Source organism: Modestobacter sp. VKM Ac-2978 (assembly GCF_026968025.1).
Lineage (GTDB): Bacteria > Actinomycetota > Actinomycetes > Mycobacteriales > Geodermatophilaceae > Modestobacter.
In genome coordinates, this window is record NZ_JAPVBP010000005.1 from 222,526 (window position 1) to 245,901 (window position 23,376).

At 72.7% G+C, this 23,376-nt stretch carries 15 protein-coding genes; 7 read left to right on the forward strand and 8 right to left on the reverse strand.

Annotation, left to right across the window (positions count from 1 at the left end):
- Positions 1-194 precede the first annotated feature (194 nt).
- On the forward strand, positions 195-701 hold the full coding sequence (locus tag O2W53_RS14250) for a hypothetical protein (RefSeq protein WP_269163706.1): 507 nt from the start codon (positions 195-197) through the stop codon (positions 699-701).
- A gap of 572 nt (positions 702-1,273) precedes the next feature.
- Positions 1,274-2,524: a hypothetical protein gene (locus O2W53_RS14255; RefSeq protein WP_269163707.1), complete on the forward strand. Its 1,251-nt coding sequence runs from the start codon at positions 1,274-1,276 to the stop codon at positions 2,522-2,524.
- 247 nt (positions 2,525-2,771) lie between these two features.
- On the opposite strand, the gene O2W53_RS14260 is transcribed toward O2W53_RS14255, so the two are convergent.
- Together O2W53_RS14260 and O2W53_RS14265 are read right to left on the reverse strand one after the other, a co-directional pair.
- Positions 2,772-8,618: a DUF4011 domain-containing protein gene (locus O2W53_RS14260; protein ID WP_269163708.1), complete on the reverse strand. Its 5,847-nt coding sequence runs from the start codon at positions 8,616-8,618 to the stop codon at positions 2,772-2,774.
- Between the two features lie 127 nt (positions 8,619-8,745).
- Positions 8,746-10,158, reverse strand: coding sequence for an ADP-ribosylglycohydrolase family protein (locus O2W53_RS14265; RefSeq protein WP_269163709.1), 1,413 nt, complete (start codon positions 10,156-10,158; stop codon positions 8,746-8,748).
- 72 nt (positions 10,159-10,230) lie between these two features.
- Here O2W53_RS14265 and O2W53_RS14270 point away from each other — a divergent pair, with 72 nt between their 5' ends.
- The 4 genes from O2W53_RS14270 to O2W53_RS14285 all read left to right on the forward strand — a co-directional run bounded on the left by O2W53_RS14270 (position 10,231) and on the right by O2W53_RS14285 (position 13,546).
- Positions 10,231-11,361, forward strand: coding sequence for an NUDIX domain-containing protein (locus tag O2W53_RS14270; RefSeq protein WP_269163710.1), 1,131 nt, complete (start codon positions 10,231-10,233; stop codon positions 11,359-11,361).
- A 106-nt stretch (positions 11,362-11,467) separates the two neighbouring features.
- Positions 11,468-11,617, forward strand: coding sequence for a hypothetical protein (locus O2W53_RS14275; protein WP_269163711.1), 150 nt, complete (start codon positions 11,468-11,470; stop codon positions 11,615-11,617).
- Between the two features lie 266 nt (positions 11,618-11,883).
- A complete protein-coding gene (locus O2W53_RS14280) occupies positions 11,884-12,429 on the forward strand; it encodes a DinB family protein (RefSeq protein WP_269163712.1) in 546 nt (181 codons plus the stop codon).
- Positions 12,430-12,796: 367 nt separating this feature from the next.
- Positions 12,797-13,546 (forward strand): matrixin family metalloprotease, encoded by a 750-nt coding sequence (locus O2W53_RS14285; RefSeq protein ID WP_269163713.1) that lies wholly within the window; start codon positions 12,797-12,799, stop codon positions 13,544-13,546.
- 202 nt (positions 13,547-13,748) lie between these two features.
- Here the strand turns inward: O2W53_RS14285 and O2W53_RS14290 are convergent, their stop codons facing one another.
- Genes O2W53_RS14290 through O2W53_RS14305 form a run of 4 tightly spaced genes read right to left on the reverse strand, consistent with a single transcriptional unit; the run spans position 13,749 to position 17,866 of the window.
- Entirely contained in the window at positions 13,749-15,428 is a 1,680-nt protein-coding gene (locus tag O2W53_RS14290) for a hypothetical protein (protein ID WP_269163714.1), read from the reverse strand.
- Positions 15,425-16,609, reverse strand: coding sequence for a TRAFAC clade GTPase domain-containing protein (locus O2W53_RS14295; protein ID WP_269163715.1), 1,185 nt, complete (start codon positions 16,607-16,609; stop codon positions 15,425-15,427). Before O2W53_RS14295 ends, O2W53_RS14290 begins: the two co-directional genes overlap by 4 nt.
- Position 16,610: 1 nt before the next feature.
- Positions 16,611-16,748, reverse strand: a complete 138-nt coding sequence (locus O2W53_RS14300) for a hypothetical protein (RefSeq protein ID WP_269163716.1) — start codon at positions 16,746-16,748, stop codon at positions 16,611-16,613.
- Between the two features lie 14 nt (positions 16,749-16,762).
- Complete coding sequence (locus tag O2W53_RS14305; protein ID WP_269163717.1) at positions 16,763-17,866, reverse strand: serine/threonine-protein kinase; 1,104 nt, start codon at positions 17,864-17,866, stop codon at positions 16,763-16,765.
- 208 nt (positions 17,867-18,074) lie between these two features.
- Here O2W53_RS14305 and O2W53_RS14310 point away from each other — a divergent pair, with 208 nt between their 5' ends.
- Complete coding sequence (locus O2W53_RS14310) at positions 18,075-19,844, forward strand: putative bifunctional diguanylate cyclase/phosphodiesterase (RefSeq protein ID WP_269163718.1); 1,770 nt, start codon at positions 18,075-18,077, stop codon at positions 19,842-19,844.
- Between the two features lie 371 nt (positions 19,845-20,215).
- Here O2W53_RS14310 and O2W53_RS14315 read toward each other — a convergent pair whose 3' ends face one another.
- Positions 20,216-21,424, reverse strand: coding sequence for a hypothetical protein (locus O2W53_RS14315; RefSeq protein WP_269163719.1), 1,209 nt, complete (start codon positions 21,422-21,424; stop codon positions 20,216-20,218).
- A gap of 52 nt (positions 21,425-21,476) precedes the next feature.
- Positions 21,477-23,117: an exonuclease domain-containing protein gene (locus tag O2W53_RS14320; protein ID WP_269163720.1), complete on the reverse strand. Its 1,641-nt coding sequence runs from the start codon at positions 23,115-23,117 to the stop codon at positions 21,477-21,479.
- Positions 23,118-23,376: the final 259 nt, after the last annotated feature.

Below are 23,376 nucleotides of genomic sequence, written 5' to 3' on the forward strand. Positions count from 1 at the left end.
TCTTGAACGTGTCGGCGACAAGGCCGGCTTCAGCAGCATCGGAGTCTCGGGGGCGACCTTGACCGGAACGCCGACGGCCCCTCGCTGACGAGAGGTCGCGCACCCGAGGCGGGCTCACCCTTCCGGGTGCTGTCCGCCGCGGCACCCGGGGAGGTGGGCTGGAATGGTCGGTCCCCTGCGGCAGAGTCCTGAGCGTGACGACCGAGATCAGCCAGAACAGCGACGTGCCCGCCCCGCAGGCGCTGTACAAAACGGCTACGGGGCAGCGCCGGCACATCGCCCGGTGCCCGCACATCGTTGGCAAGCACGTCGCCGAGGCATCCGATGGACCGATCTGCGAGATGAGTCAGGCCGAGTTGTCCGGCGTGGGGCGGGAGTACTTCGACGATCTGGCCACCGCCCTCCCGGCGCTCGGCGCCTTCGGTGACACCTGGTCGGAGATCCTCCGGGTCACCGCCCCGGTCGAGCACGACGCTGTCTGGATTCCCAACAGTCGCAGCTACATCGCTCTCGGCCGGAACGGTCACGGCGTCGCCTGGGTTGGGAAGACCTACGTGGACATAGCAGGCGGAGCCCGGGTCGAGTTGCCGGGCTACGCGCCCGGCTCGGGCGGCGGCGCTCCTCAGGACCTCCGCCGCGGGCCGGTCTGTAAGTCGTGCTTCATGGAGACGCCGCTGTCCGGCGTGCACCACTGCAGCTGAGCTCACCGCCCGAACAGGAGTCGGTCGGCCCGACACTGGGGCCGTCGACGGAGTCGGTCGTCTGGTGCTGGCTGGACCTACGGTCCCACCTCGGCGTGAGCGACGTCCGGGAGGTCGATGAGCTGATCGACGACGAGGACGTCGACACCTGGGTCGATCTGAGGCACGCGAGTGTCGTGGAGATCCGGACGGAGGGGTGTGCGACCGGCGTGTCCTATCCGTTCGACCTCTCGGAGTTCTGGGAGATCGTCGCTCAAACGCAGCGGGAGCAGCTCCGTCGGTGGGAGGCGAGCGAGGGGATCACCGACCGACGGCATGCCACTCGCGGGATCTCCGCATCCCCGCGGCCGGCGCGCACAGGCAGGCGGGACTCGTGGGGCGTCGGTGACGCAGGGGGGGCGCCACGCGTTTCGCCCCCCGCACTTGCGCTCCGCTGCCCCGCCGAACGCCTAACTTGTTTCGAGTGCCTTGACGTCGGACGTGGGGCTGTTGGCTTGAACAGGAAGTATGACGTGACTGCAGATAGCAATCCGCTCGTACCGGTGTGGACCCTCGCTACCGAGGAGGTGTCTGTGCCAGACGTCTTCGGCGAAGAGTGCATGACACCCGCTCGCCTGGCCGAGCTGAGAACGGTCCTGGCGACACTCGCGGCCTCTCCGATCGCGACGTTGGAGGCGTATCCGATATCGACCGCACGCAAGCGCAATGGCGGCATCTCGCTGCATGCAGCCAGTCCGCTTGCGCAGCAGTTATCGCAGCTCATGTCTCAGACGGCAAAGTCAGGTTCGACGGAGAATGTTGCTGCCAGCGGTGAGATGCTTTACCGGATGGTTGTCCCGGCAAGAGTAGCCGCACAAGTCGGCAAGGGCCTTGTCCGATCCATGCCGTCAAAAGAGATTGCCGGGGGTGTTCACAGTGCTCTCATGAACTCCACCGGGATCGCCGCGAACGCGACCTTCGTTCCCGTCGCGGGTAAGGCGGCAGCTGCGGGTGCGGCAACAGGCTCGGCAGCCACAGCAGGTGTGGCGGTTGCGGGTGCTGGGGCTCTGACGGTAGCCGCGCCACTCGTGCTCATGGCCGTAGCGGTCAGCGTCAGCGCCTATGCCGATCATCAACGTCAGGCGGCGATCGAGCGGATGACCGACCTGCTGGAGCAACTGCACGAAAACAAGCTGGACGACGAACGCAGCGAACTCGGCGGTTGCCGCGACGCCATCGACAAGGCGACCTCGATCCTCCTCGACCAGGGCCGCATCGGCGCGTCCCTAGGCCTCGATTCGGCCGTGCACACGATAGGCACGTCGATCGAACGGACTCGCAACCGGCTTACCAAGTGGCAGGCGTCGCTCGCTGCGCTGCCGGAGGGTCCGGTCGAGATCGGAGCCCTCACGAAGGCATTCCCCGGCATCAACGAAGAAGGTGGCGCGTTCCGTGCGCACCTTGAACTTGCGAGGCTGGCGATTGCTCTCAAGCGCCGGGTGCTTGTCCTCCAAGCTGTTGAGCATGCGCAGCGGGAAGGTGCAAGCCACCCGTTCAAGACCTTCGTCCGTACCTTGCAGGACGACGAACGTCGCGTCGATGAGTTGGAGGTTGAGATCTCCACGATTCTTCTTCGCCTGTCGACGCTCGAACTGAAACCCTCTGGCGGTTTCCACAGCCTTATGTGGACGCAAGGGGCTGTGGACGACCTGCTCAAGGTTGCCTACCGTCTTCGCGCCCTGGGGGATGGCCTCCACGGAGAGACTCAGCAATCTGACGTTGCGATCGAGATCGAACGGAGCAGCGATGGTTCACTCGTCGTGTTTCCCGCTGTTGCTGCTTGACCGCATCGAAACGCCGTAAGCCAGGACGCTGGGTCCTTTTCAAGGAGCGTCCTGTGGTACGGGGAGGCCTGCAAGGGCGCCGTCCACCTATAACCGCTGACGCCGGAGGGGTGGGCGGCGGCCCGGCAGATCGTGCGGCATCGCCGGCTGAGCCTAGACACGAGGAAGTCTTGCTGACGGTCCAGGGTTGACGCCTGAGCGGGATGGCCCAGCCCTGGCGTCCGCGGGCCGACGGCCGATGGTCGGGTCAGCGGGCGCCTGGCGTCAGCAGACCGGACGGCGTGGTCGTCAGCCGGCCAGCGGATGTCGTCGCTGCCAGCGCCGACTCGAGGACGGCGACCTGGGCCGGGGTGCGGCGGCGGTAGCCGAACACCTCCAGCGTCTGGACGAACATTTCGTCCCTAGTCATTCCGGCGCTCGCCCGGCACAGCACGACCATCGCGTTGCCGATCTCCTCCGGCGCCACCTGCTCCATGGGCCGGGTCGCCTCCGGATCACGGCGGAACCCGGCCCACGTCGCCCGGTCCAGCTGCGCCGGCCAGACGACGTCGCCGACCCGGGCTGCCTCGGGCACGAGCGCGGCCAGCGCGTCCCGGCGGGCCTGAGCCACCCGGCCCAGCCCGAACGCACCCGCGGCAAGCCGGGTCAGCCGGTCGAGGTGGATCGGCCCCTCCGCTTCGACCCCGGCCTCCAGCACCGCCCGCACCTGCTCGGCCACCCGCCGGTTGCCCAGCTGGTCGAGCAGGTTCCGGGCGCCCGCCGGCGCCGGAGTCCACGGCACGAACGGCTCCTCGCCGTCCAGCACCGCTGCGGGAGAGGCGATCTCCGCAGCATCTAGAGCCGAACGAACCGAAGCCGGAGCTAGCGGAGCAGCCGTCACGGTCACCGGGACGGAGAGCGGCTGGACCGGAGGAGGGGGAGCGACGGGGGTCTGGGCGGCGGCGACAAGCCCTTCCACCACCGCCTCTCGGTCAGCGAGCCAGGCCGGGAGCCACACCCGCTCCACCGCCGGCCAGCGCAGCATCTCGCCGAGCACCTCCACCGGCAGGCCGTCGCGGTCACCGACCGTCCGCCGCCGGGCCCACGCCGGGCCGTCGAGCAGCACCGCCAGCACCGGCACGTCCGGCGCCGAGGCCAGCGACACGGCCAGGTCCACCTTGAACTCCGACAGCCCCACGTCGGTCCGCACCACCAGCCCACGAGCACGCAGCGCGTCGGCGACGGAGTCCCGGTGCCGGTCGGGCAGCGAGGCGAACCGCGCGTCCCGCGGCAACGCGTCGGTACCGTGCGCGGCCAGGTCCAGGTAGGCGCGCAGGTGCTTGATCCCCACCGACGACGTCTGCTCCGCCCGCAGGTCGGCCGGGTCGAAGGAGGAGAACACCACCACCTGCCGCCGGGCGCGGGTGATCGCCACGTTCAGCCGCCGCTCACCACCCACCTTGTTCAGCGGCCCGAAGTTCAGCGGCAGCTGGCCCCGGTCGTTGGCGCTGAACGCGGTCGAGAAGAGCACGACGTCGCGCTCGTCGCCCTGCACGTTCTCCAGGTTCTTCACGAACAGCCCCTCGCCGTCGGTGCGGTCCAGCGCCTCGACCAATCGCTCGTCACCGGCGTCCCGCAGCAGTGCATCGATCAGTGCCCGCTGCTGGGCGTTGAAGGTGACCACGCCGATCGAGGGCGGCTCGTCGGGGGAGAGCGCGAAGCGCCGGCGGATCTCCGCGACGATCGCCTCCGCCTCGACCGGGTTGGTGCGCAGCAGCTTGCCCGCGCCCGAGCGGTGGAACGTGCCTTCCACCCGCACCAGCGAGACACCGCGGCCGTCCGGGGCCGAGGAGGCGGGCCCGTGCACCGGTGCCGGGAATGAGGACAGCCGGTTCTCGTAGTACTGGCCGTTGCTGAACGCGATCAGCGACTCGTCCTGGCTGCGGTAGTGCCACGACAGCCACTGCCGCGGCACCCGCGCCTGCACGCACTCCGAGAGGATCGACTCCTCGTCCTCCACCGCGGTGGCCAGGTCTTCCGGCAGCGAGTCGTCGTCCGTCGTCGGCTCGGCGAACGACGTCGGCGGCATCTGCTTGCTGTCCCCGACGACGACCGCAGCGTGCGCCCGGCCCAGCGCGCCGACCGCGTCGGCGACCCGGATCTGCGACGCCTCGTCGAACACCACCAGGTCGAACAGCCCGGCCCTGGCCGGGAAGAAGCGAGCCACCGAGTCGGGGCTGACCAGCACGCACGGCATGACCGCCGTGACCAGCTCGCCGTACTCGGCGATCAGCCCGCGCACACCGAGCCCGCCGCGCTGCCGGTTCAGCTCCCGCTGCAGCGCACCCACCCGGCCCCCGCGGGCAGTGACGTCGAACGATCGCGCCGCCACCACCGATGCGGGCAGCGCTGCGGTCAGGTGCCGGCGCACCGCCCGGGACGCCGCGGAGAACCGGGTGATCGCCCGCTCGTGCACCGGCGCATCGAAGACGGCCAGCCCGGTGGCCTCCTCCCGCTCGGTCATCGCGGCCCCGGCTAGCCCCAGCTCGAAGGAGCGGACGGCGTCGTCGGCCGGCACCGCACCGGACAGCAACGCCGACCGAGCCTCACCCAGCCCGGCCGCGCGCAGCGGCTCCACGGCCGCGACGAAGTCCAGCCACCGGTGCAGCGACGGCACCCCGGGAGCCGTGACCGTCCGTTCGGCGCGGGTGGCCTGCCACCGGGCGAACAGCCCGTCGGTGCCCGCCCACGCCGCGAGCTGGTCTGGCGTCGACCGGCAGACGGTCAGCAGCCGCTCCACCGCCTCCTCCGCGCGGCCGACCGCCGCCGCGGCGGACGGGTTGGTCCCCGGCCCCTGCGCCAGAAGCGCGCGCAACGCCCCGGGGAAGCCGTCGCTGCCCTCGACCACCGCACCGGCGCTCCGGAGCCAGTCGGCCTCCCGGTCGACCAGACCGGGATCGGTCAGAGGGTTCCACGTCGCCGGGACCTGCAGCCCGTGAATCGCGGCGGCGCGGGCGGCCAGTGCCCGCGCCGTCGTCTGCGCGGCGAGCAGGGCCGACGCCAGCGTCGGAACCGCCTTCGGCGCCACCTCGCCGGTCAGCACCGGAGCCAGCTGGTCGCGGACGGCGATCAGTCGTTGCTTGCGGCCGAAGAAGCCAGACTGCGCGGCGGCCTGCCCGGCGGCGGCGATCTCGGCCAGCGGGAGGTCCAGAGCATCGGGCGTCGCCACGTCCAGGCCCGGGTGCTGCGCGGTGCGGAAGGCGGCGGCGTCGGCCAACAGTGCGGACGTCTCGGTGCGCCAGCGTGCCGACCGGGTCTCGTCCAGCACCGCCAGGTCGACCGGCGGGCCGTCCAGCACTCCGGCCAGCCCGACCAGATCAGCAGGCGTGTGCACCGCGGCCAGCACCGGCGCCAGCCGCGCCGACCCCAGCAACTCGGCGACGGCGGCATCGACCGCAGCAGCGGCGGTCGCGGCCTCCGGCACGTCGATGTCCGCGACGTCCACGAAGCCCCACGGGTGGCCTGGCCGCGGCCGGGCCAGGTCGGCGACGTCCGGGAGGCCGGCCAGCGCGCGCCGCACCGCCGCGACGTCGTCGGCGGTCAGCCCACCGACCGCAGCCGGTGAGATGGGCAGCGGTGGCACCGAGTCGCCCACGCTGAGCGCGCCGGTGTGCGCGCTGTACAGCGACAGTCCGGCGGCGTTCGGTTCGTGCAGCCGAGTCGCGTACCGGGCCAGCGAGCGCCGGGCCGAGCGGAGGTCCTCCCCGTCGGCGGCGAGACCTTGCTCGTCGACCTGCACCGCGTGCTCCAGCGCCGCGCGGATCTGCGCCCGGACCACGGCCGGCCGGCTGCCCTTGTCGTGCAGGTCGAGGGCGAAGGGGCCCATCCCGACTGCGTCCAGCCGCCGGGCGACGACGTCCAGCGCGGCGCGCTTCTCGGCGACGAACAGCACCCGCTTGCCGTCGGCGACCGCGCGGGCCAGCAGGTTGGTGATGGTCTGCGACTTGCCCGTCCCCGGCGGGCCCTCGAGCACGAACGTCCGGCCGGCGGCAGCCTCGGCGACCGCGGTCAGCTGCGAGGCGTCCGCGGGCACCGGCACGGCGGCCGCCAGCTCGTCGAGGTCGACTGAGCCGTCTTCGGCGACCGGGTCGTCGAACGGGTCGGTGGGGGAGTGCACCAGGTGGGCGACCAGCGGGTTCTCGCTCAGCGTCGCCCAGTGCTCGTCGAGGTCCTTCCACAGCCGGAACTTCGCGAAGGCCAGGATCGCGAGGTCGGCGGTCGGCTCCACCCGGTACGGCAGTCCCTGTTCGACCAGCGCGACCCGCATCGCCTGGAGCGCGGCATCCAGGTCGATCCCGGCGCCGTCCTCGGTCGGCTCGGCCAGACCGGGCACGCTCAGGCCGTGCAGCTGGCGGAGCTTCTCCAGCAGGCAGTAGTTGGGCGTGCTGGTGCCGGACTCGTCCACGGTCAGCCGGTAGGCACCGGACCGCGAGTGGGCCTTCAGCACGACGGGCACCAGGATCAGCGGTGAGCGCAGCGGCCGGCCGTCGAGCTCCCAGGCGAGGCTGCCCAGAGCCAGGTACAGGTTGTTGGCGCCGGTCTCCTCCAGCACCGTCTTCGCCTTGTAGGCCAGTGCCCGCATCCGGGTCAGGTACGAGTTCTCCGGGACGTCGACGTACAGCCCCCGCCGCTCCAGCAGCAGCTCGGCCAGCAGCTCCGGCGGCAGCTCCCGGGCCGACCGCAGCCCCCGCTCGCGCTGCACGGCGGCCAGCTGGTCGCTGGGCAGCAGGGTCAGCGCCGTCCCGCCGTTGACCAGGTCCTCCAGCGCACCCAGGTGCGCGTCGGGCACGGTCAGCGCGATCCCGGCGCGCGGCGTGTAGTTGATCAGCCGGTTGCGCAGGCTCAGGTCCAGCAGTGCGTTCTTCCACTGCGCGATCCGCGGCGGGGCGACCTCCCGGGCCTCGTGCTCCGCCGCCGTCCCGGTGTCGGCCGGGCGGGCCAGGGTGCTGTGCACGGCCGGCCGGTACTCGACCACCTGCACGGTGCCGTCGGCGTCCCGGGTGCGCGCCGGCAGCGGGAGGACGCCGTCGCGCCGGGCGCGGTAGACGTCGACCACCCCGATCACCCGGTCGAGGTCGCCGGTGAGCCAGGCCGCATAGGGCGGGCGGTGCAGCTCGTCGAAGCCGAATGGCTCAGCCCGGGCGGTGAGCATCGTGGTCTCGACCAGCCGGATCAGCCCCAGGTCGACCAGGTTCACCAGGCTGGCGACGTCAGTGGTCGCCGAGCTCTGCGACGACAGCTCCTCGCGCCAGTAGCCGAGGAAGGCGTGCCCCTCGACCAGCCAGAGCAGCGGCCGGATGCCGGCTTGCTCGAGCGCAGCAGCCAGGACGACGACCAGGTCCAGGCAGGTGCCGACCCGCTCGTCGAGCACCTCGCCGGGCGTGCGCACCTTCTGCCCGACGTCGGCCCAGCTGGCCGGCGGCTCGCTGTAGCGGACGGCGCGGGCCTGCACGGCGGCGCAGACCGCGGCGGCGATCGCGTCCACCCGCTCGGCGCCGGCCTGATAGCCCTGAATCGACGGGCTGCCGGTCTCCGTGCCCAGCACCTCGGCGGCCTCGGCGACCAGCGCGGTGATCGACGGGTGGTTCGGCTGCACGTGGGCGGCGAGCATCTCCATCGCCAGCTCCAGCGGAGTGGCCAGCCACTGCGCCGCGGCCAGGACCTGCACCGGGACGCGCGCCCGGCCGAGCACCTCGCCGTCCTTCTCCACCAGGACCGACAACCAGCCGGGACGGCGCTCCTCGACCTGCAGCATCGCGGCCGGGTCCAGTCGCAGCCCCACGTCGGTGAGCACCGTGGTGTGCCCCGGGTCGACGTCGGCGAACAGCTCGACGGCCTCGCCGATCGGTCCCGCGGCGTCCCGGATGCCCACGTGCACGCTGGCGTGCCGCACCGGCTCACCGTGCCCGGTGAGCACCAGCTGGGAGACGACGGTGATGCCGTTGTGCGCGAGCGCGTAGCTGAGCACGGGTACGGCGGTGACCTCGACGGTGACCCGCGCCCCCGTCGCCGCCACGTCGGTCACTGCCGGCTGGAGGTCCACGGGGTCGGTCATGCGCCCTGTCTACCGGCCCGCAGCGACAGGACGAGGTCCGCCGGTGGCAGGTGGGACGGGTGGTGCGCGGGCGGACGGGATGGGCCCGGATCCCTGCGCGTGACTGCGTACCTGGTCCGCGGCCGCCTCAGTTCCTCGTTCCGTCGGGCGAGCCAACCCGCTCCAGCGCGGCGGTGAAGCTGTCGTTCCAGAGGCCGAGGTACGGCCACGCGTCCTGCACCCTGGCCGTCGCCTCCGCGGCCGACAGGCCCGCCGTCCGGCGCAGCCACGCTCGCAGCACCAGCCCGGTGCGGGACGCCCCGCCGTGGCAGTGCACGAGCACCGGCCGGCCCTCGGCTCGCAGCCTCTCCATGTCGTCGAGGACGTCGGCCAGCACGGCGTCCACCTCGCTGTTCGCGTCGTCGTCGGTCAGGTAGGCGTACCGCTGCACCTCGTGCCCGAACGGCTCGCCGGTGCGGCACAGCGAGATGACGGCGAAGTCCCGAGCGCTGTTCCGCGCACCGTCCAGGTCGGCGGCCCACACACCCGGCAGCACCTCGCGCGGCTCGATCCGCGGGCTGCGAGCTGCGACGTGCCGGTTGGTCGGGCTGCCGTCCAGGGTCATGGCGAGGGCGTGCAGGTCGGCCAGGTCCCAGCGCTTGTCGGCGTAGCCCGGCACCCGGCCGTGGACGACGGAGGTCCAGCGCATCGGGATGCCGGCGATGCCGAACACCGCACCGGCCAGCCCACCGGCGACGGCGGCCACCGTGTCGGTGTCGCCACCGAGGTCGATGATCAGCCGCATCACCCTGGCGAAGTCGCCGCCGTTGCGCAGCGCCCACACCGCGGAACCGAGCGTCGGCCACACCGCGCCGTTGCTCTCGGTCGCCTGGTCCGGCGTCCAGTCCGGTGCCAGCACGGTCGCCCAACGGTCGCGGTGCTCGGGCGCCACGAGTTCCAGGGCCGCGGGGATCGCCGCCAGCGGGTCGCCGCCGTCCAGCGCCACGCGCAGCAGCTCGTGGAAGACCGCGCAGCCCTCACCGGCCGACGGGTCGCCGTGGGTGAGGGCGGAGATCCGCCGGGCGGCGTCCATGGTGGCCGCGGTGCCGGACCGGGCGAACCAGATCGCGGCCGGCGTCGTCCGCATCAGCGAGCCGTTGCCGGCCGCGTGCCCGGAGCGGGCGAAGTGCTCAGCCGCGGCGACGTCCCACGGCCGGCCGGAACCGAGGACGGCGCAGGTCTGCTTCCCGGCGTCCGGCGGGTCGGCGCGCAGCCAGGTGCGGAACCGGTCGAAGAGGTCGGCCTCGTCCAGACCGCCCCGCTCGACCAGGGACGCCGCCACGAGCAGCGCCATCTGGGTGTCGTCGGTGAACTCGCCCGGCTCCCGGTCCAGCGATCCGCCGCCGCACATCTCCGTGGCCACCCCGCGGGCGTCGGTGGGGAAGCGAGCGGAGAACCGGCCGGCCGGGCCGAACTCGAACGGGGCGCCCAGTGCATCGCCGACGGCGGAACCGATCAGCGCGCCGGCGACGCGGTGGTCGCGCGGCATGAGCCCGGACATCTGGCCTCCCTCCCGGTGGCACGGCGTGCAACCGCGTACGAGTCAGCCGCACACACGCCCTACGGTCAACGGGTGAGTGACCAGGCAGAGCAGGACCGTTCGTCGGCGGGCCACCGACGCCCGTCCGTCGCGGTGGACACCGCCGTCCTGACGGTGGACGTGCGCAACGGCGCTCTCGGCGTCGTCCAGCACCAACGCCGCGGGGAGTGGGCGCTGCCTGGCACCTTCCTGCCCGAGGGCGAGACGCTGGCCGACGCCGTCCTCCGCTCGCTGGCGGAGGAGGTGGGCCTCCGCGGGACGCGCCCGCAGCAGCTGCACGTCTTCGAGGACACCGAACGCGATGACCGGGGCTGGGTCCTCTGCGTCGCGCACGTCGTCATGCTGCTCGCCGAGGACGTCGACCCGGTGGTGGCGAGCCGGGACGACGTCCGGGTCGTGCCCGTGGACGACGCCGTGGGGCAGCCGTTCGACCATGACGTGATCGTGCGCCTGGCCGTCGACCGGGTGCGGCAGGACTACGCGCTGCAGCCCGACCCCGCCGGCCTGCTCGGCGAGGCATTCCCGTTGAAGGCCCTGCAGGCGCTGCACGACGCGGTGGCGCCACAGCCCGGCCCGGGGGAGAGCCGGCCGTCCATCGACACGTTCCGGCGCTACATGGTCGGCAAGGGGCTCATCCAGCCCACCGGAGAGTTCGCCCGCAAGGAGCGGCCGGGCGCCATGGGCAAGCCCGCCGAGCTCTACCGCCGCGCCGGGGACAGCCGGGACGGAACCGACGTCCTCGGCATCCGCCCGGTGCGCCAGGAACGCAACCGGGCCGAGCGGCCGGTGGACGACGCGGGTCCGGCCCGGACGTTCGGCGAGCTGGGCGCGCACAACGTCGCGCCGGCGATCCAGCGGCTCGTGGACGAGGTCGGGGCCCAGGTGCCGTTGACCCTCACGGTGATGCCGCACTACGTGGCCGTGCGGCCGGTGGGGGAGGAGCGGGTCGCTGCCTACGCCCGGCCGCAGACGCTCTCCGTCGCACTCGACCCGGACGCCGCGGTGACGGTCGCAGAGGACGACCCGGACTTCCGGCTCGAACGCACCTCAGCGGCGACGCACCACCTGCACGTGCCCGCTGCTGCCCTGGACGAGCCGGCGCGCCGGCAGGTGGCCCGCGCGGTGCTGGAGCAGGCACTGGCCCGCATCGCCGGTGCGCGCTGAGCCTCGGGGAACCCGTCGGGCGTGGGTCTCGTCGTCCTGGGGCACACGTCCGAAGATCCGCGGCCAGCACCGGCCGCTTCACCAGAGGGAGACCACCATGGCAGGCATGATCCGCAAGCTCCTGATCTCCGGCGTCGCGTCGAAGGTCATCCAGGAGGCCCGCAAGCCGCAGAACCAGGCGAAGCTCAAGAAGGCCTTCGCCGACTTCCAGGCCAAGCGCAGTGGCAAGGGTTCGGGCGGCGGCAGCCGCTACTGAGTCCGCTCCCGGCCGTACCGGCACGAGCGGCTCGAGTGCAGGGCCGGCGCCGCCGACCACCGCGGCGTCCGGCACTGGACTGTGGTGACCACGGCCCGTCGAACGGCCAGCCAGCGGCGCCAAGGTGCGGGTCATCAGCTCGATGAGCTCCCGCACCGCGGCCCGTGTCATCAAGAGGCCAATGCGCCGAGGACCTTGCGCTCGTCACTGGCGATGAGCGGGCCGGAACAGCATCCCGTCGGCGGATGACCGGCGAGGATGGCGGTGTGCCAGCCGACCACCGTCCGGCGTTGCCGCCGCTCGCCGGCGAGGGGCACGTCTGCCTGTCGTGCCCGTTCTCCTACGCCGATCACGACGTCGACCGCGCGTCAGCTGTCATCGCGGCCATCCCGGCCCGAGCCCGGGCGCTGTTCGGCTCGCTCGACGATGCGACGTGCCGGCAGCCCGGCCCGGACGGCGCGTGGTCTGCGGTGGAGTACTTGTGTCACCTGCGCGACGTCTACGCCACCTCCACCATCCGGCTGCACCGTGCGCGCACCGAGGACGACCCGGCCCTCGAACCGATGCTCAACGACCTGCGGGCCCGCCGCTTCGGCTACCGCGACGCCGCCGTCGAGCCTGCGCTGGACCAGCTGCAGGCCCACGTCACCGGCTTCCTTGCCGAGATCGCGCGAGTCCGACCGGAGGACTGGGGCCGACCGGTGCACCGCCTCCCAGGGGAGCAGCGCAGCGCGCGGTGGCTGGTCCGGCAGGCAGCGCACGAAGGCATCCACCACCTCCACGACATCACCGAGGTCTCGCGGCAGCGCTGATGGTCGTTGAGGCTTCGCGTGCTCACCTCGGGGCCTACCGCGCGTGTCGCTAGGCGTTGAGTTGTGGCACCAGTTCGTGCTCACCCGTGCGGGCGACGAGGGCTCCACGCGGGGCCGGCGGTCGGCTACGAACAGCAGCGGAACACGATCGGCCGACGATGGGGGAGCAGTGCGCCAGCACGACGACCGGGCGCACGCACCCACCGGGCTGCGCACCTCACCGACGGGTCGGGTCCCGCAGTGGGTCCTCGACGAGTCCGTCGGTCGGACCAGCCCGGCCGAGCCCTGGCGTGCCTGGACGCCCGCGCAGCCACCCGTTCGCCGCACGCGGAAGCGGCGCACGCGGACGGGCATCGGGGGAGCGCTGGTGGTGGTCGCCATCGTGGCGTCCGCCGCCGTAGCCGTCGAGCTGCTGCCCGGCCTCGAGGCGACGGCCACCGACCGCACCGCGCCGACGGCCGGCATCGAGGCGGCCGACGGCCCGCTGGGCACGCCTCTCGCCCCTCCTGCAGGCGGCGGGACCCACCAGTTCGCGCAGCTGGAGGACGACGGGCTCACGCCGATCGCCTACGACCCGTGCCGGCCGGTGCACTACGTCGTCCGTCCGGACAACGAGCCAGTCGGCGGCGACCTGCTCATCTCCGACGCGGTCGCCCAGATCTCGGCGGTCACCGGGCTGCAGTTCGTCGACGACGGTGCCACCGACGAGCCCCCGAGTGACCAGCGCGATCCCTTCCAACCCGACCGCTACGGCGACCGTTGGGCGCCCGTGCTCGTCACCTGGGACACCGTCGCCGAACAGCCCGACCTCGCCGCCGACGTCGCCGGCTTGGCGGGCAGCCTCGCCGTCTCGTCCGGCGAGGGGCCAGGTGTCTACGTCACCGGCCTGGTCGAGCTCGACGCCGCCCAGTTCACCGAGATCCTCAGCCGACCGGGCGGTCAGGCGGTCGCCCGCGCGATCGTGCTGCACGAGTTCGCGCACCTGGTGGGCCTGGACCACGTCGACGACCCGACGCAGCTCATGTACCCGACGACCTCCGCCGTCCTCGACTTCGCCGCCGGCGACCTCACCGGCCTGAGCCGGCTGGGCGCGGGAGCTTGCGTCCCCGCTGTCTGACGGTCGACAGCCCGGCCCGCCCGGAGACGGAACGCAGACGCGAGGGGAGTGACCCCCAGTGCATGGGCGCACGGGTGCCCACCGACGCCCTGTTCCCCCGACGCTTGTGCTCTGGTGCGCCAGTACAGCCAGAGCACGAGCGTGCGCCGACCACGTGTCGCTAACCAGCGCCGGCGAGCTGCTGTGGTCGGGTACGCGAGGTCTACCGGCGGCGGCGCGGCCACATCCCGGTCTTCCGGCGACCCTCGGCCGCCTCCCCGCCGGCACCCCCGCCGAGAGCTCCAGCGGCCAGCCGGGCCACCTCACCCGGCCAGCCGTCGTCCCCGGCCAGCACCAGGAAGTTGCGGGCCACGATCGCGGCGACCTCCTCCTCGGGCAACCCGGACCGGAACAGCACGTCCCGCAACGCCCAGCCCTGCCCTGCCAGCTCACTGGCCGCCAAGGTGACCGCCAGCCGTTCCACCTGCGCAGCCGCCAGCCGTTCGGCCGCCCAGGGCAGCGCCGCCCGCACCACCGACGACGGGGCGGAGCCGCTCAGGGTCAGGAACCAGTCGGGGTCTTCCAGCAGCAGGTGTCCGAGCAGCGAGGCGGAGCTCGCCGGCCACTCGTCGACTCCCGCCCACTGCCGCACCAGCGCCTCCCGCACCACCGGCCGGCTCGTGGCCAACCGGGCCAGCCCGGCGAGGTCGTCGGTCAGCTCCAGCAGCGCCACGGGCTGGGCAAGCGTCACCGACTCCTCGACGAGCGTGGCCGCGGCCCCGCCGACCTCGGTCAGTCGGCGGCCGCGCGCCAGTTCGTCGACGAAGGCCTCGCACAACTCCGCCCGGGTCAGCCCCGTGAAGCCGGTCGGTACGGCCGCCTGGGCCGCGCCGCCGAAGACGGCGGTCAGCGCGGCGTCGAGCTCCCGGTCGCGCAGCCGGTCCCAGGCATCGGGGTGCTGCGTGAGCGCCGTCCGCAGCGCCACCTCCACCTCCGGGGACGACGCAGCCACCGCGCAGGCGACGTCCACGGCGTCCGGGGAGGACAGCCACCACCCGGCCTTCTCCGACTCCAGCACCCCGACCAACTGGGGCGGGGTCAGCGACGCGGGGTCCATCCCGGTCCAGGTGTCGGTGAACAGCCACCGGTCGAGGGTCTCCAGCTTGCGCACGTTGTCCGAGCACAGCTCCTTCTTCGCCGCCGCCTCCAGCAGCGCCCGCGCCCGCGCGGTGTCCTGCCCGTCGGGCACGACATCGGCGGGGACGTCGGGCCCCACGTGCACCCGCACCGGAGCAGCGTCGCCCGAGGCGGACGCCGTCCCCACGTGCAGGGCGACGGCCGACGCGAGTGCCCGCGGCAGCACGTCGAAGACCGCCTCGGCGACGTCGCGCCCCGCCGTCGTCCGGGCCGGCAGCCCGACCACCCCCGCCCCGGCGGCCACCGCCGCGAGCACCGCCGCCACGCTGGGCACGAGGGCGTCGACGTCCTCGTCGGTCAGGGCCGACAGCGACCGGCGGGCCGACGGCACCTCCACCGCCGGCACCTTCCGGGAGGGCTCGGCGTCTCCGGGCAGCTCGTCGAGGAACCCGCCGCTGTTCCGGAACGTCAGCACGTCCCGGGGCGTGACCCGGCCGTCACCGTCCCAGAGCAGGTGCACCAGGTAGTTGCCCGGCCGGCCGAAGGCGTCGGTCCCGGCCGGCACCTTGCGGTAGGCGATCCGCCCGCCGGCGGTGTGCAGCAGGCCGCAGGACTCACCGGCCCCCAGCCCGATCAACGGGCCGAGCGTCGCGCGGCTGTCGCCGACCTCCACGGGCCAGTCCGGGGACAGCTGGACGACGCCGAAGCCGGGTCCCTCCAGGGTCCGGCTCGCCGACGTGTAGACCAGCTGCGGGCAGGTGGTCATCGGCCCAGCCGATCACCGGCGGCGCGGGGAGATGCGTCGTCGTCCAGGCCCTCGCTGGGCAGGAGGCCGTGCCGGGCCAGCAGCACCAGCAGCGGTTCCAGGCACCCCACCGGGCTGATCGAGGGGTAGGCGCCGTCGCTCGCCTCCGACCCGGTCGCCGAGACGGCGTGCACGGTCGGGTCCGGCAGCCGGGTCAGCAGCGTGGTCAACAGGTTGCTGCCGCCGTTGGCCTCCAGGAAGTCGACCAGGCGGGCGCTGTTGTCCCGCACGTCCTCGAACAGCCGCGGCAGTCCGCCGAGGCTGATCTCCGGGTTGCGCAGCGTGTCGGCCGGGAAGTCCGGCCGCGCGAGCAGCTTGTCGGCCTTGCTCAGGACCACCCCGGTGGAGACCCCCTGCAGGAAGCCGTCCGGGCGCAGCCCGCGGGAGGAGCGCAGCAGGTCGGCCAGGTTGACCAACATCTGGGTGGGCCGGGCCATGCCCAGCGCGCCCTCGCCGGGGTCGGCCACCGCCTGCAGCCCGGGGAACATGCCGGGGGAGAGGACGACGAGCACTGCGCTGGCCTCGTAGAGGAACTTGCTGAACCGGCCCAGGTCCTCCTTCCGGTACAGCTGCTCCCCGGAGGCGTCGAACAGGACGAGGTTCATCGCCCGCTCCGGCCCGCCCTGCGTCGTCCGCCGCAGCACCAGCGTCAGCGGCTCCGGGGACTCGCCCTGCTCCAGCAGCGGCGGGGTCAGCGGCAGCTGCCGGTGGTCGACCAGCAGCGGCTGGTGGTAGTGCCGCTCGAACCGGTCGGCGCTGTACTCGTCGAGCTCGACCGAGATGCCCAACGGCGCGAGCGCCCCCGCGTGCAGCGCGTCGATCAGCACCGTCAGGAAGGTGCTCTTCGAGGCGCCGGTGAGCCCCACGACGCCGACGACGACGGTCGGCCGCGCGGCGTAGTCCGGCGGCAGGCGGTGACCGTTCGGGCAGACCGGCACGGCGTCGACCGCGTCGGAGGCCGCCGCCCTCGCCGGGGACGACGGGCCCGGCGCCGGCTGGCCACCCCACCGTCCCTCGCCGAAGCGCTGCCACGCCGAGCGCCGCTGGACCGGCATCGGCTCGAGCCCGCCGCGGGGACTGCGCAGCAGCGGCACCGGGAAGGACTCCAGGCACCGCGGGCAGACGAGGTCCTTCTTCGCCACCTCAGCCCACCAGCGCGAGGTAGCCGAGCACCGTCGTGATGGCGAACACCAGCAGCAGCACCCGCTGCCGCTGCAGGTAGCGGTGACGGCGGGCCTCCAGCGCTTGCTGGGCCCTCGCCCGCTGGTACAGACCGGACACGACGCCTCCTCGGATCAGACGATGACGTAGGTGAGGCCGGCGAGGACCATCGCGGTCACCAGCCCGAGCAGGACGGCGACCCCGATCGCGGCCGCGAAGCCGGTGGGGGTGTCGGCGATCGCCCGCTCCAGCCGGGAGAGGTGGTAGCGGACCGCCTCCCGGACGGCGGCGGTCGACCGCAGGTCCTGCAGCGCCGACCGGGGAGCCGGGATCTCCGAGGGCTGCTCCAGCCAGCGGGTCTGCTGCTCGACCTCGCGGGCCAGCTCCGCGATCGAGGGCCGCCGCTCCGGCGCCACCCGCAGCGCGTGCGACACCGGGTCGAGCAGGTTGGGCGGGACGGCGGCGAGGTCGATCCGGCCGTGCTGCAGTTCCAGCCAGTAGTCGGCGGGGCGCAGTTCGTCGTCCGGGTCGACCGGGTGCCGGGCCGCGGCGGCGTAGGCGACCACCATGCCCCAGCTGAAGACGTCGCTGGCCTGGGTCAGTGGCAGCCCCTGCAGCTGTTCGGGGCTGGCGAACAGCTTCGAGCCCAGGCCGGCCAGCGTGGTGGTGACCGTGCCGGCGGGCCCCTCGGAGCCGAGGTAGCGGCTGATGCCGAAGTCGACGAGGACGACGTCCCGCTCGGTGATGATGATGTTGGCCGGCTTCACGTCGCGGTGGACGACCGAGGCCGCGTGCGCGTCCCGCAGTGCCCGGAGCAGCCCGATGGCGATCCGGCGCAGCTCCTCGGCGTTCAGGCCGCCCTCCCGGGAGGCGAGGAACTCGTCCAGCGGCGTCCCCGCGACGTACTCCTGCACGTAGTAGGGGCTGGCCGCGTCGAGGTCCTGGTCGACGATCTGGGCCACCCGGGGACTGCGGATGCGGGCGGCGTTCTCGACCTCGCGGGCGAACCGCCTCCGGACCAGCTCCCCGGCACCGGCCGGCAGGCACTTGACGACCACCATCGGGTCGGCGGCATCGCTCCGGCCGACGAAGACGTCGGCACCCTGCCCGCCGCGCGGCAGCCGGCACAGCAGCCGGTAGGGCCCGATCTGCGGCGGGTCGCCGGCTTCCAGCGGGTGCACGCGGCGGTGCCCGAACCCGTCGGCCAGCCCCTCGGTGGAGGACGAGGCGTCTGACATCGTGCCGCGCCCCTCCCGTCGTCGGATCGACCGCGGCCCACCGTAGAGCCCGTACCTGTGCCTGCACCATGAGTCCGGATCGCTCCGCCGTGGCCAGGGTGACCGGCGTCCCGGCCGACGCCCGGGTCCTCACCCTCCAGAGGTAGCGGAACCGGCCGGTCCCGCCCGCACCGTCAACTGCGTCCACCACCGGACCGACCACAACCTGGTGACCTGGTCGACGGCGCCTGCGGTGGCGACACCCCGGATGATGGCGCGCGTCCTGGCGACCTTCTACGTCGCGGCCGGCATCGCCGGCATGCTCGCCGTCTTCGGTCCGGACGCCGGCACCGAGGGGCGCTGGGCGATCTTCGGCCTGGCCATCGTCGTCCTGGCGTGCGGCGCCGTGGCGTTCCGCTGGGGCCCGCACTGGCCGCGCCGGGTGTTCCACTGGCCGGTCGCGTCGGCCGCCGGGCTCGTCGCCTGCGCGGTGACGGTCAGCCCGGACGCCGCCACCGCGATGGCCGCGGCCTCGATCATGGCCTTCGTCGCCGTCGACGCCTGCTTCTTCTTCAGCTTCCCGCTCGCCTGGTTGCACATGACGTTCGGGATCACCGCGGTGACCGCCGCCCTGCTCGCCCAGGGCGACGTCCCCGGGGCGATCGCGCTGGGCCTCGACGCGATCATCGTCGCGCTCGGCACCGTCGTCCGCGGCCTGGTCATCCGGGCGTCGAGCGCCAGCCGCGACCCGCTCACCGGCCTGGCCAACCGCCGCGGCTTCGACGACGCCCTGCACGAGCTGCGCACCGCGTCGTCCCGCACCGGGGAGTCGCTCTCCGCCGCTCTCGTCGACCTCGACCACTTCAAGCAGATCAACGACACCGCCGGCCACGAGGCCGGGGACCGGGTGCTCTGCCGGATCGCCGACGTGTGGCGCCGGGAACTGCCGCCGACCGCCGTCTTCGCCCGGCACGGCGGCGACGAGTTCGCGCTGCTGCTGCCCGGCGTCGGTGGTGCCGAGGCGCTCACCCTGGTGCGCCGCATCGCCGGCGAGCACCCGGAGATCGGGATCTCCTGCGGTGTCGCCGAGCACCGCTCCGACGAAGGCGCCGCCGAGCTGATGCGCCGGGCCGACCGTGCGCTCTACGACGCCAAGGCCGCCGGCCGCGGCCGGTGCGAGCTCGAGGGCGGCAACGGCTCCGCGCTGGCCCGCGACCTCGCGGCCGCGCTCGCCGCCGGTGAGGTGGCGGTGCACTACCAGCCGATCGTCGCCCTGCCGGACGGCGTCGTCGTCGGGGTCGAGGCGCTGGCCCGCTGGACCCACCCCGAGCGCGGCCCGGTACCGCCGGAGGAGTTCGTCGCGGTCGCCGAGCAGAACGGGCTGATCTTCGCCCTCGGGGCGCACGTGCTGCGCACCGCGTGCACCGAGCTGGCCGGGGTCCGCACCCCGGCCGGCGAACAGGTCACCGTCGGCGTCAACGTCTCCGGCCGGGAGCTCAACGACCCAGGCTGCGCGCAGCGCGTGCAGGACGTGCTCGCCGAGACCGGTTTCCCCGCCCGCCACTTCGTCGTCGAGGTGACCGAGAGCATGCTGGAGGGCGAGTCGCCCACCGCCGTCGCCACGCTGCACGCGCTGCGCGCCGTGGGGGTGGTGGTGTCCATCGACGACTTCGGCACCGGCTACTCCTCGCTCAGCCGGCTGGACACGTTGCCGGCCGACGTCCTCAAGCTCGACCGTTCGTTCGTCGAGACCGTCAGCTCCTCACCGCGCCGGGCGCAGATGCTGCAGAGCCTGGTGACGATGTGCCGCGGGCTGGGCCTCGACGTGGTCGCCGAGGGGGTGGAGACCGCCGAGCAGGAGGCCGCGGTCCGCGCGATGGGGTGCACGTTCGCGCAGGGCTGGCGCTACGGCCGGCCGGTCCCACTGCCCGACCTGCTCGCCGGCCTCCGCGCCGGCGGCGCGGACCACCTCCTCCTGCAGGTCGCCCGTCCCGCCTGACGGGCCGATGACGTCAGCGGCGCGTCAGCAGGACGATGGGCTCCGCACTCGCCGACGTCAGGCCCGGGTCAGTCGCCGGGGACCACGACGGCGCGACCGCGGAGCGTGCCGTCGTGCAGCTTCCGCCGGCGAAGCAGGAACAGCCGATCGCAGCTCAGGCCGCACCACAGCCCGCGCCGGACACCGCAGCCGGTGGTCCTCCGTATCGAGGCGCCACGGTGGAAGCACCGATTGGGTCCGGTGGAGATCGCTGCCCCGGTCGGCGTCGCGCCCTCTACCGCCCACCGGGTGCTGCTCGGCAGCCGGCTGGGCTGAAACGGGTCGTCGGGCCTCGGAGTCGCGATTGCGGCGGCGCCTGGTGGCGGGGTCGCTCAAGCCGAGTCGCTGGCCTGGTTGCCGCTGATGGGCGCTTCCTCGCTCAGATCGGTCCCGCCTATGTCGCCGTCCATGCCGCTGCTGTGGCTCGTGCCCCCACCGGTCGCGGCGGTGTTCCCGGCGCGAACGGCGGTCAGATGTGCAGCGATCCGCTGGATCTGGCCGGTGATGGAGGCGACCACTTCCGCCTCCTCGACACCGGTGGGTAGGTCGATGGCGACGTCGACGCAGTACCGCCGCCGGAAGACCCGGTTCGAATCTCCGCTCATAGGCGCCAGGGCAGCATGGACGGCCTCGACGGGTGGCTGGTTCTTGTGACCGACCTGAAGCCATAGCGGGGTTGCCCGGTCTTTCGCCCACGAGCGCGCCGACACGTGCAGAAAGCACATGACGTCCTCCAGCCCGAAGAAGAGACCCCAGTACGCCTCGCCGCGGCCAGGGGTGGGCGTGGGGATAGCACTCGTGCCGCGCGTGGCGACGTCTGCATCGATCAAATCGGCTACCGACTTCTCGATCAGACCTGTGTACTGCCGCAGCCGGACCGCAACCGACCCGCTGAGCTCATCTGCCGCAAGCGGGTAGAAGGCCTCGGAGTCCATGCGGTCGCACAACCCCCGCAACTGGCCGAGGTTGGACACGGCGGCCAGATCGTCAGCGGCGAAGACGGCATCGGTGAGAACGTTCAGCAAGGAACGCCACGACGTCATGCCGAGCACGTGGTCGGCACCCACGGATGCGTGCCGGAAGTCCCCGTCTGCCCGCACGGCGGTGACGGGAAAGTCTGCGGCGACCGCACGGGTACGCACTTCTGTCCACAGCAGCCCCAGCCGGTGCGACGGCACGATGAACAGCAGCAGCCCCGGCCGGCCGGTCGGCAACCTGCGCAGGTAGCTGACTGGCTGGTTGTCCGTCAGGGGGGCGTAGAACTTCGCCTCGGCGAGTAGCGGGGTGGTGCCGTCGGCAGTGGTTCCGACCAGGTCGGGAATGGAGCCGTCCTCACCGGGGGACTGCGTGTCGTAATGCAGGCCGGTCGGAAGGGCAGTGACGCGCTGGAGGTGTTCCTCCAGGGCGCGAGCCGCAGCCGGTGAAGTGCTCAGCACGTACTGCAGGGCAGCGGTCGCCACGTTCTCCGGGTGCAGGCTCAGCTTGGGGACAAGGAACGCGAACATGCCGGGCGGGCGCGGGACGGCGGGCGTGGTGGTCAAGGTGCTGTCCTGTGAGCAGTGCGCCCAGAACGACTTGTGGCGAGACGGGTGCTCATGCGATGACCGCCTCGCGAATGCCGAAGGTCCGTGCCTCGGCAAGGAGGTCGACGAGGTCGGCCTCGGTGAGGACCTCGATGCGTTGCCCCTTGGCACGTAGCTGTACCGCCTTCGCGGCCTTGCCGGTGGTGAAGTCCGCGGGGTCGCTGCCAGTGAAGCCGTCTCCGACGACCAGCATCGTCGTCCGCTTCGTGACGATCTTCTCCACCGCAGCACCGCACCGGGCGGCGGCGTCCCAGGCGTCCTGCCGGCGGATGCTCAGCGCGCCGGTGAAGACGAGGACCCGGCCGTACAACGGGTGCTCGGGGTCGGCGTCGACAGCGGTCTCCGGCTGGATGAGCCCAGTGCCCGGAATGCCGAGGGTGCTGTGGCAGCCGCGCCAGGCCGCGGCGTCCAGCCGGCCGGCCAGCACCTGCAGGTCGGTGAGCAGATCGGCCAGGGTGCCGACGTTGCGGCGCCGCGCGAGCTCGATGACGACTTGCGCGCACGTGCGCGCATCAGCGCCGGCTTCGTGGTGGCGTCCGGCATCGACACCGCACTCGGCAGCCACGATCGGCAGGCGGTAGGAGATGAGGTCCAGCGCCCGCCGCGCCAGGATGAGCGAGCAGGCGTAGTCGGCGGTCGGCCACTCCTTGTCGGCGACGAGGCAGGCCTCGCGCAGCGCGCCGACGTCGAAGGTCGCGTTGTGTGCCACCAGCGGCAGTCCCTGCACAACTTCCACGAGCTGGTCCAGCCGCTCGGCGAAGGACGGCTGATCGGCGACCATGTCCGGGGTTATGCCGTGCAGACGCACGTTGATCGTGTCGAAGGTGTCCAGGCCGGCGGGTGGACGTACCAGCCATGAGTGCGTGGACACCACGACGCCGCCGCGAACGACGGCCGCTCCGATGGCGCAGATGGAGCCGCGGTGGGCATTGGCGGTCTCGACGTCGAAGGCGACGAACTCGAGCGCGTCCAGGGGTACCGAGGCCGACGCTGCGGCGTCCTCCACCGACGTGCGAGGTGCCGGCACGAGGGCAGCGACCTCGGGAGCCTCCATAGCCGAAGCTGGCTCATGGCGGACCGGATCAGGCCACGTGTCGCGGTAGACGACCGGCAGCCCGCGGGTGGTGGGACCGCCGACCGGGCGCATGTATGGGCGGGCGAGCCGCTGCTCCTCGATGGTGTCCCAGGCGGCGCACAGCGCATGCAGCCATCGGGCGATGCCCAGGGCACGGGAGGTGCGGGGATCGCCGCCGGAAATCGACGCGGTCTCAGTGTCCAACGACTGCGGGAGGGTGGTGGGCCAGCGCGGCGGCGTCAGCGTGGTCCTGCGGCTCGCCGCGGCCTCTTCGTAGACGGCCTGCAGTTCGTCGCGCGCCGCGATGACTGCCGTGAGCGTGGCCTCGGCATCGAGGATTCGGGCAGGCGCGATCTGGTGACCCTCGAGCAGTGTCTGCCCGGCCTTGGTGGCGACGATGGCCCGTGCGGCGGTCAGCGACCGCAGCGTCTGCTCATGACCGTCCTCGTCGAAGACCCAGGCGCCGCACAGTCGAGACATTCCGGCGATCCGCGAGTCGATGTCGACCCACCAGACGACCGGCACGTTGTCGACCTGGTCGACGACCGTCAGCACCAAACTGCCGCTGTCGTTCATGTGACCTCCCCCGAATTCGGCAGCGCACCGTATCGCCGGGGTGACGTCCAACCGTCGCGTTGTGAGACGTGCGAGGTCTGATTGCCTGGTGGGTCAGACGTTGCGATCGGTCAGGCCAGAACGGGAGAGTCATGGACCATAAGATCAAGAAGACGATCGCCGACTTCCAGGCCAAGCGCAGCAGCGGCAAGCGCCCGGGTGGCTCCAGCCGCCACTGAGTCCGTTCGGACAGGGGCAGGCGGACCGCGAGGTCGCCACT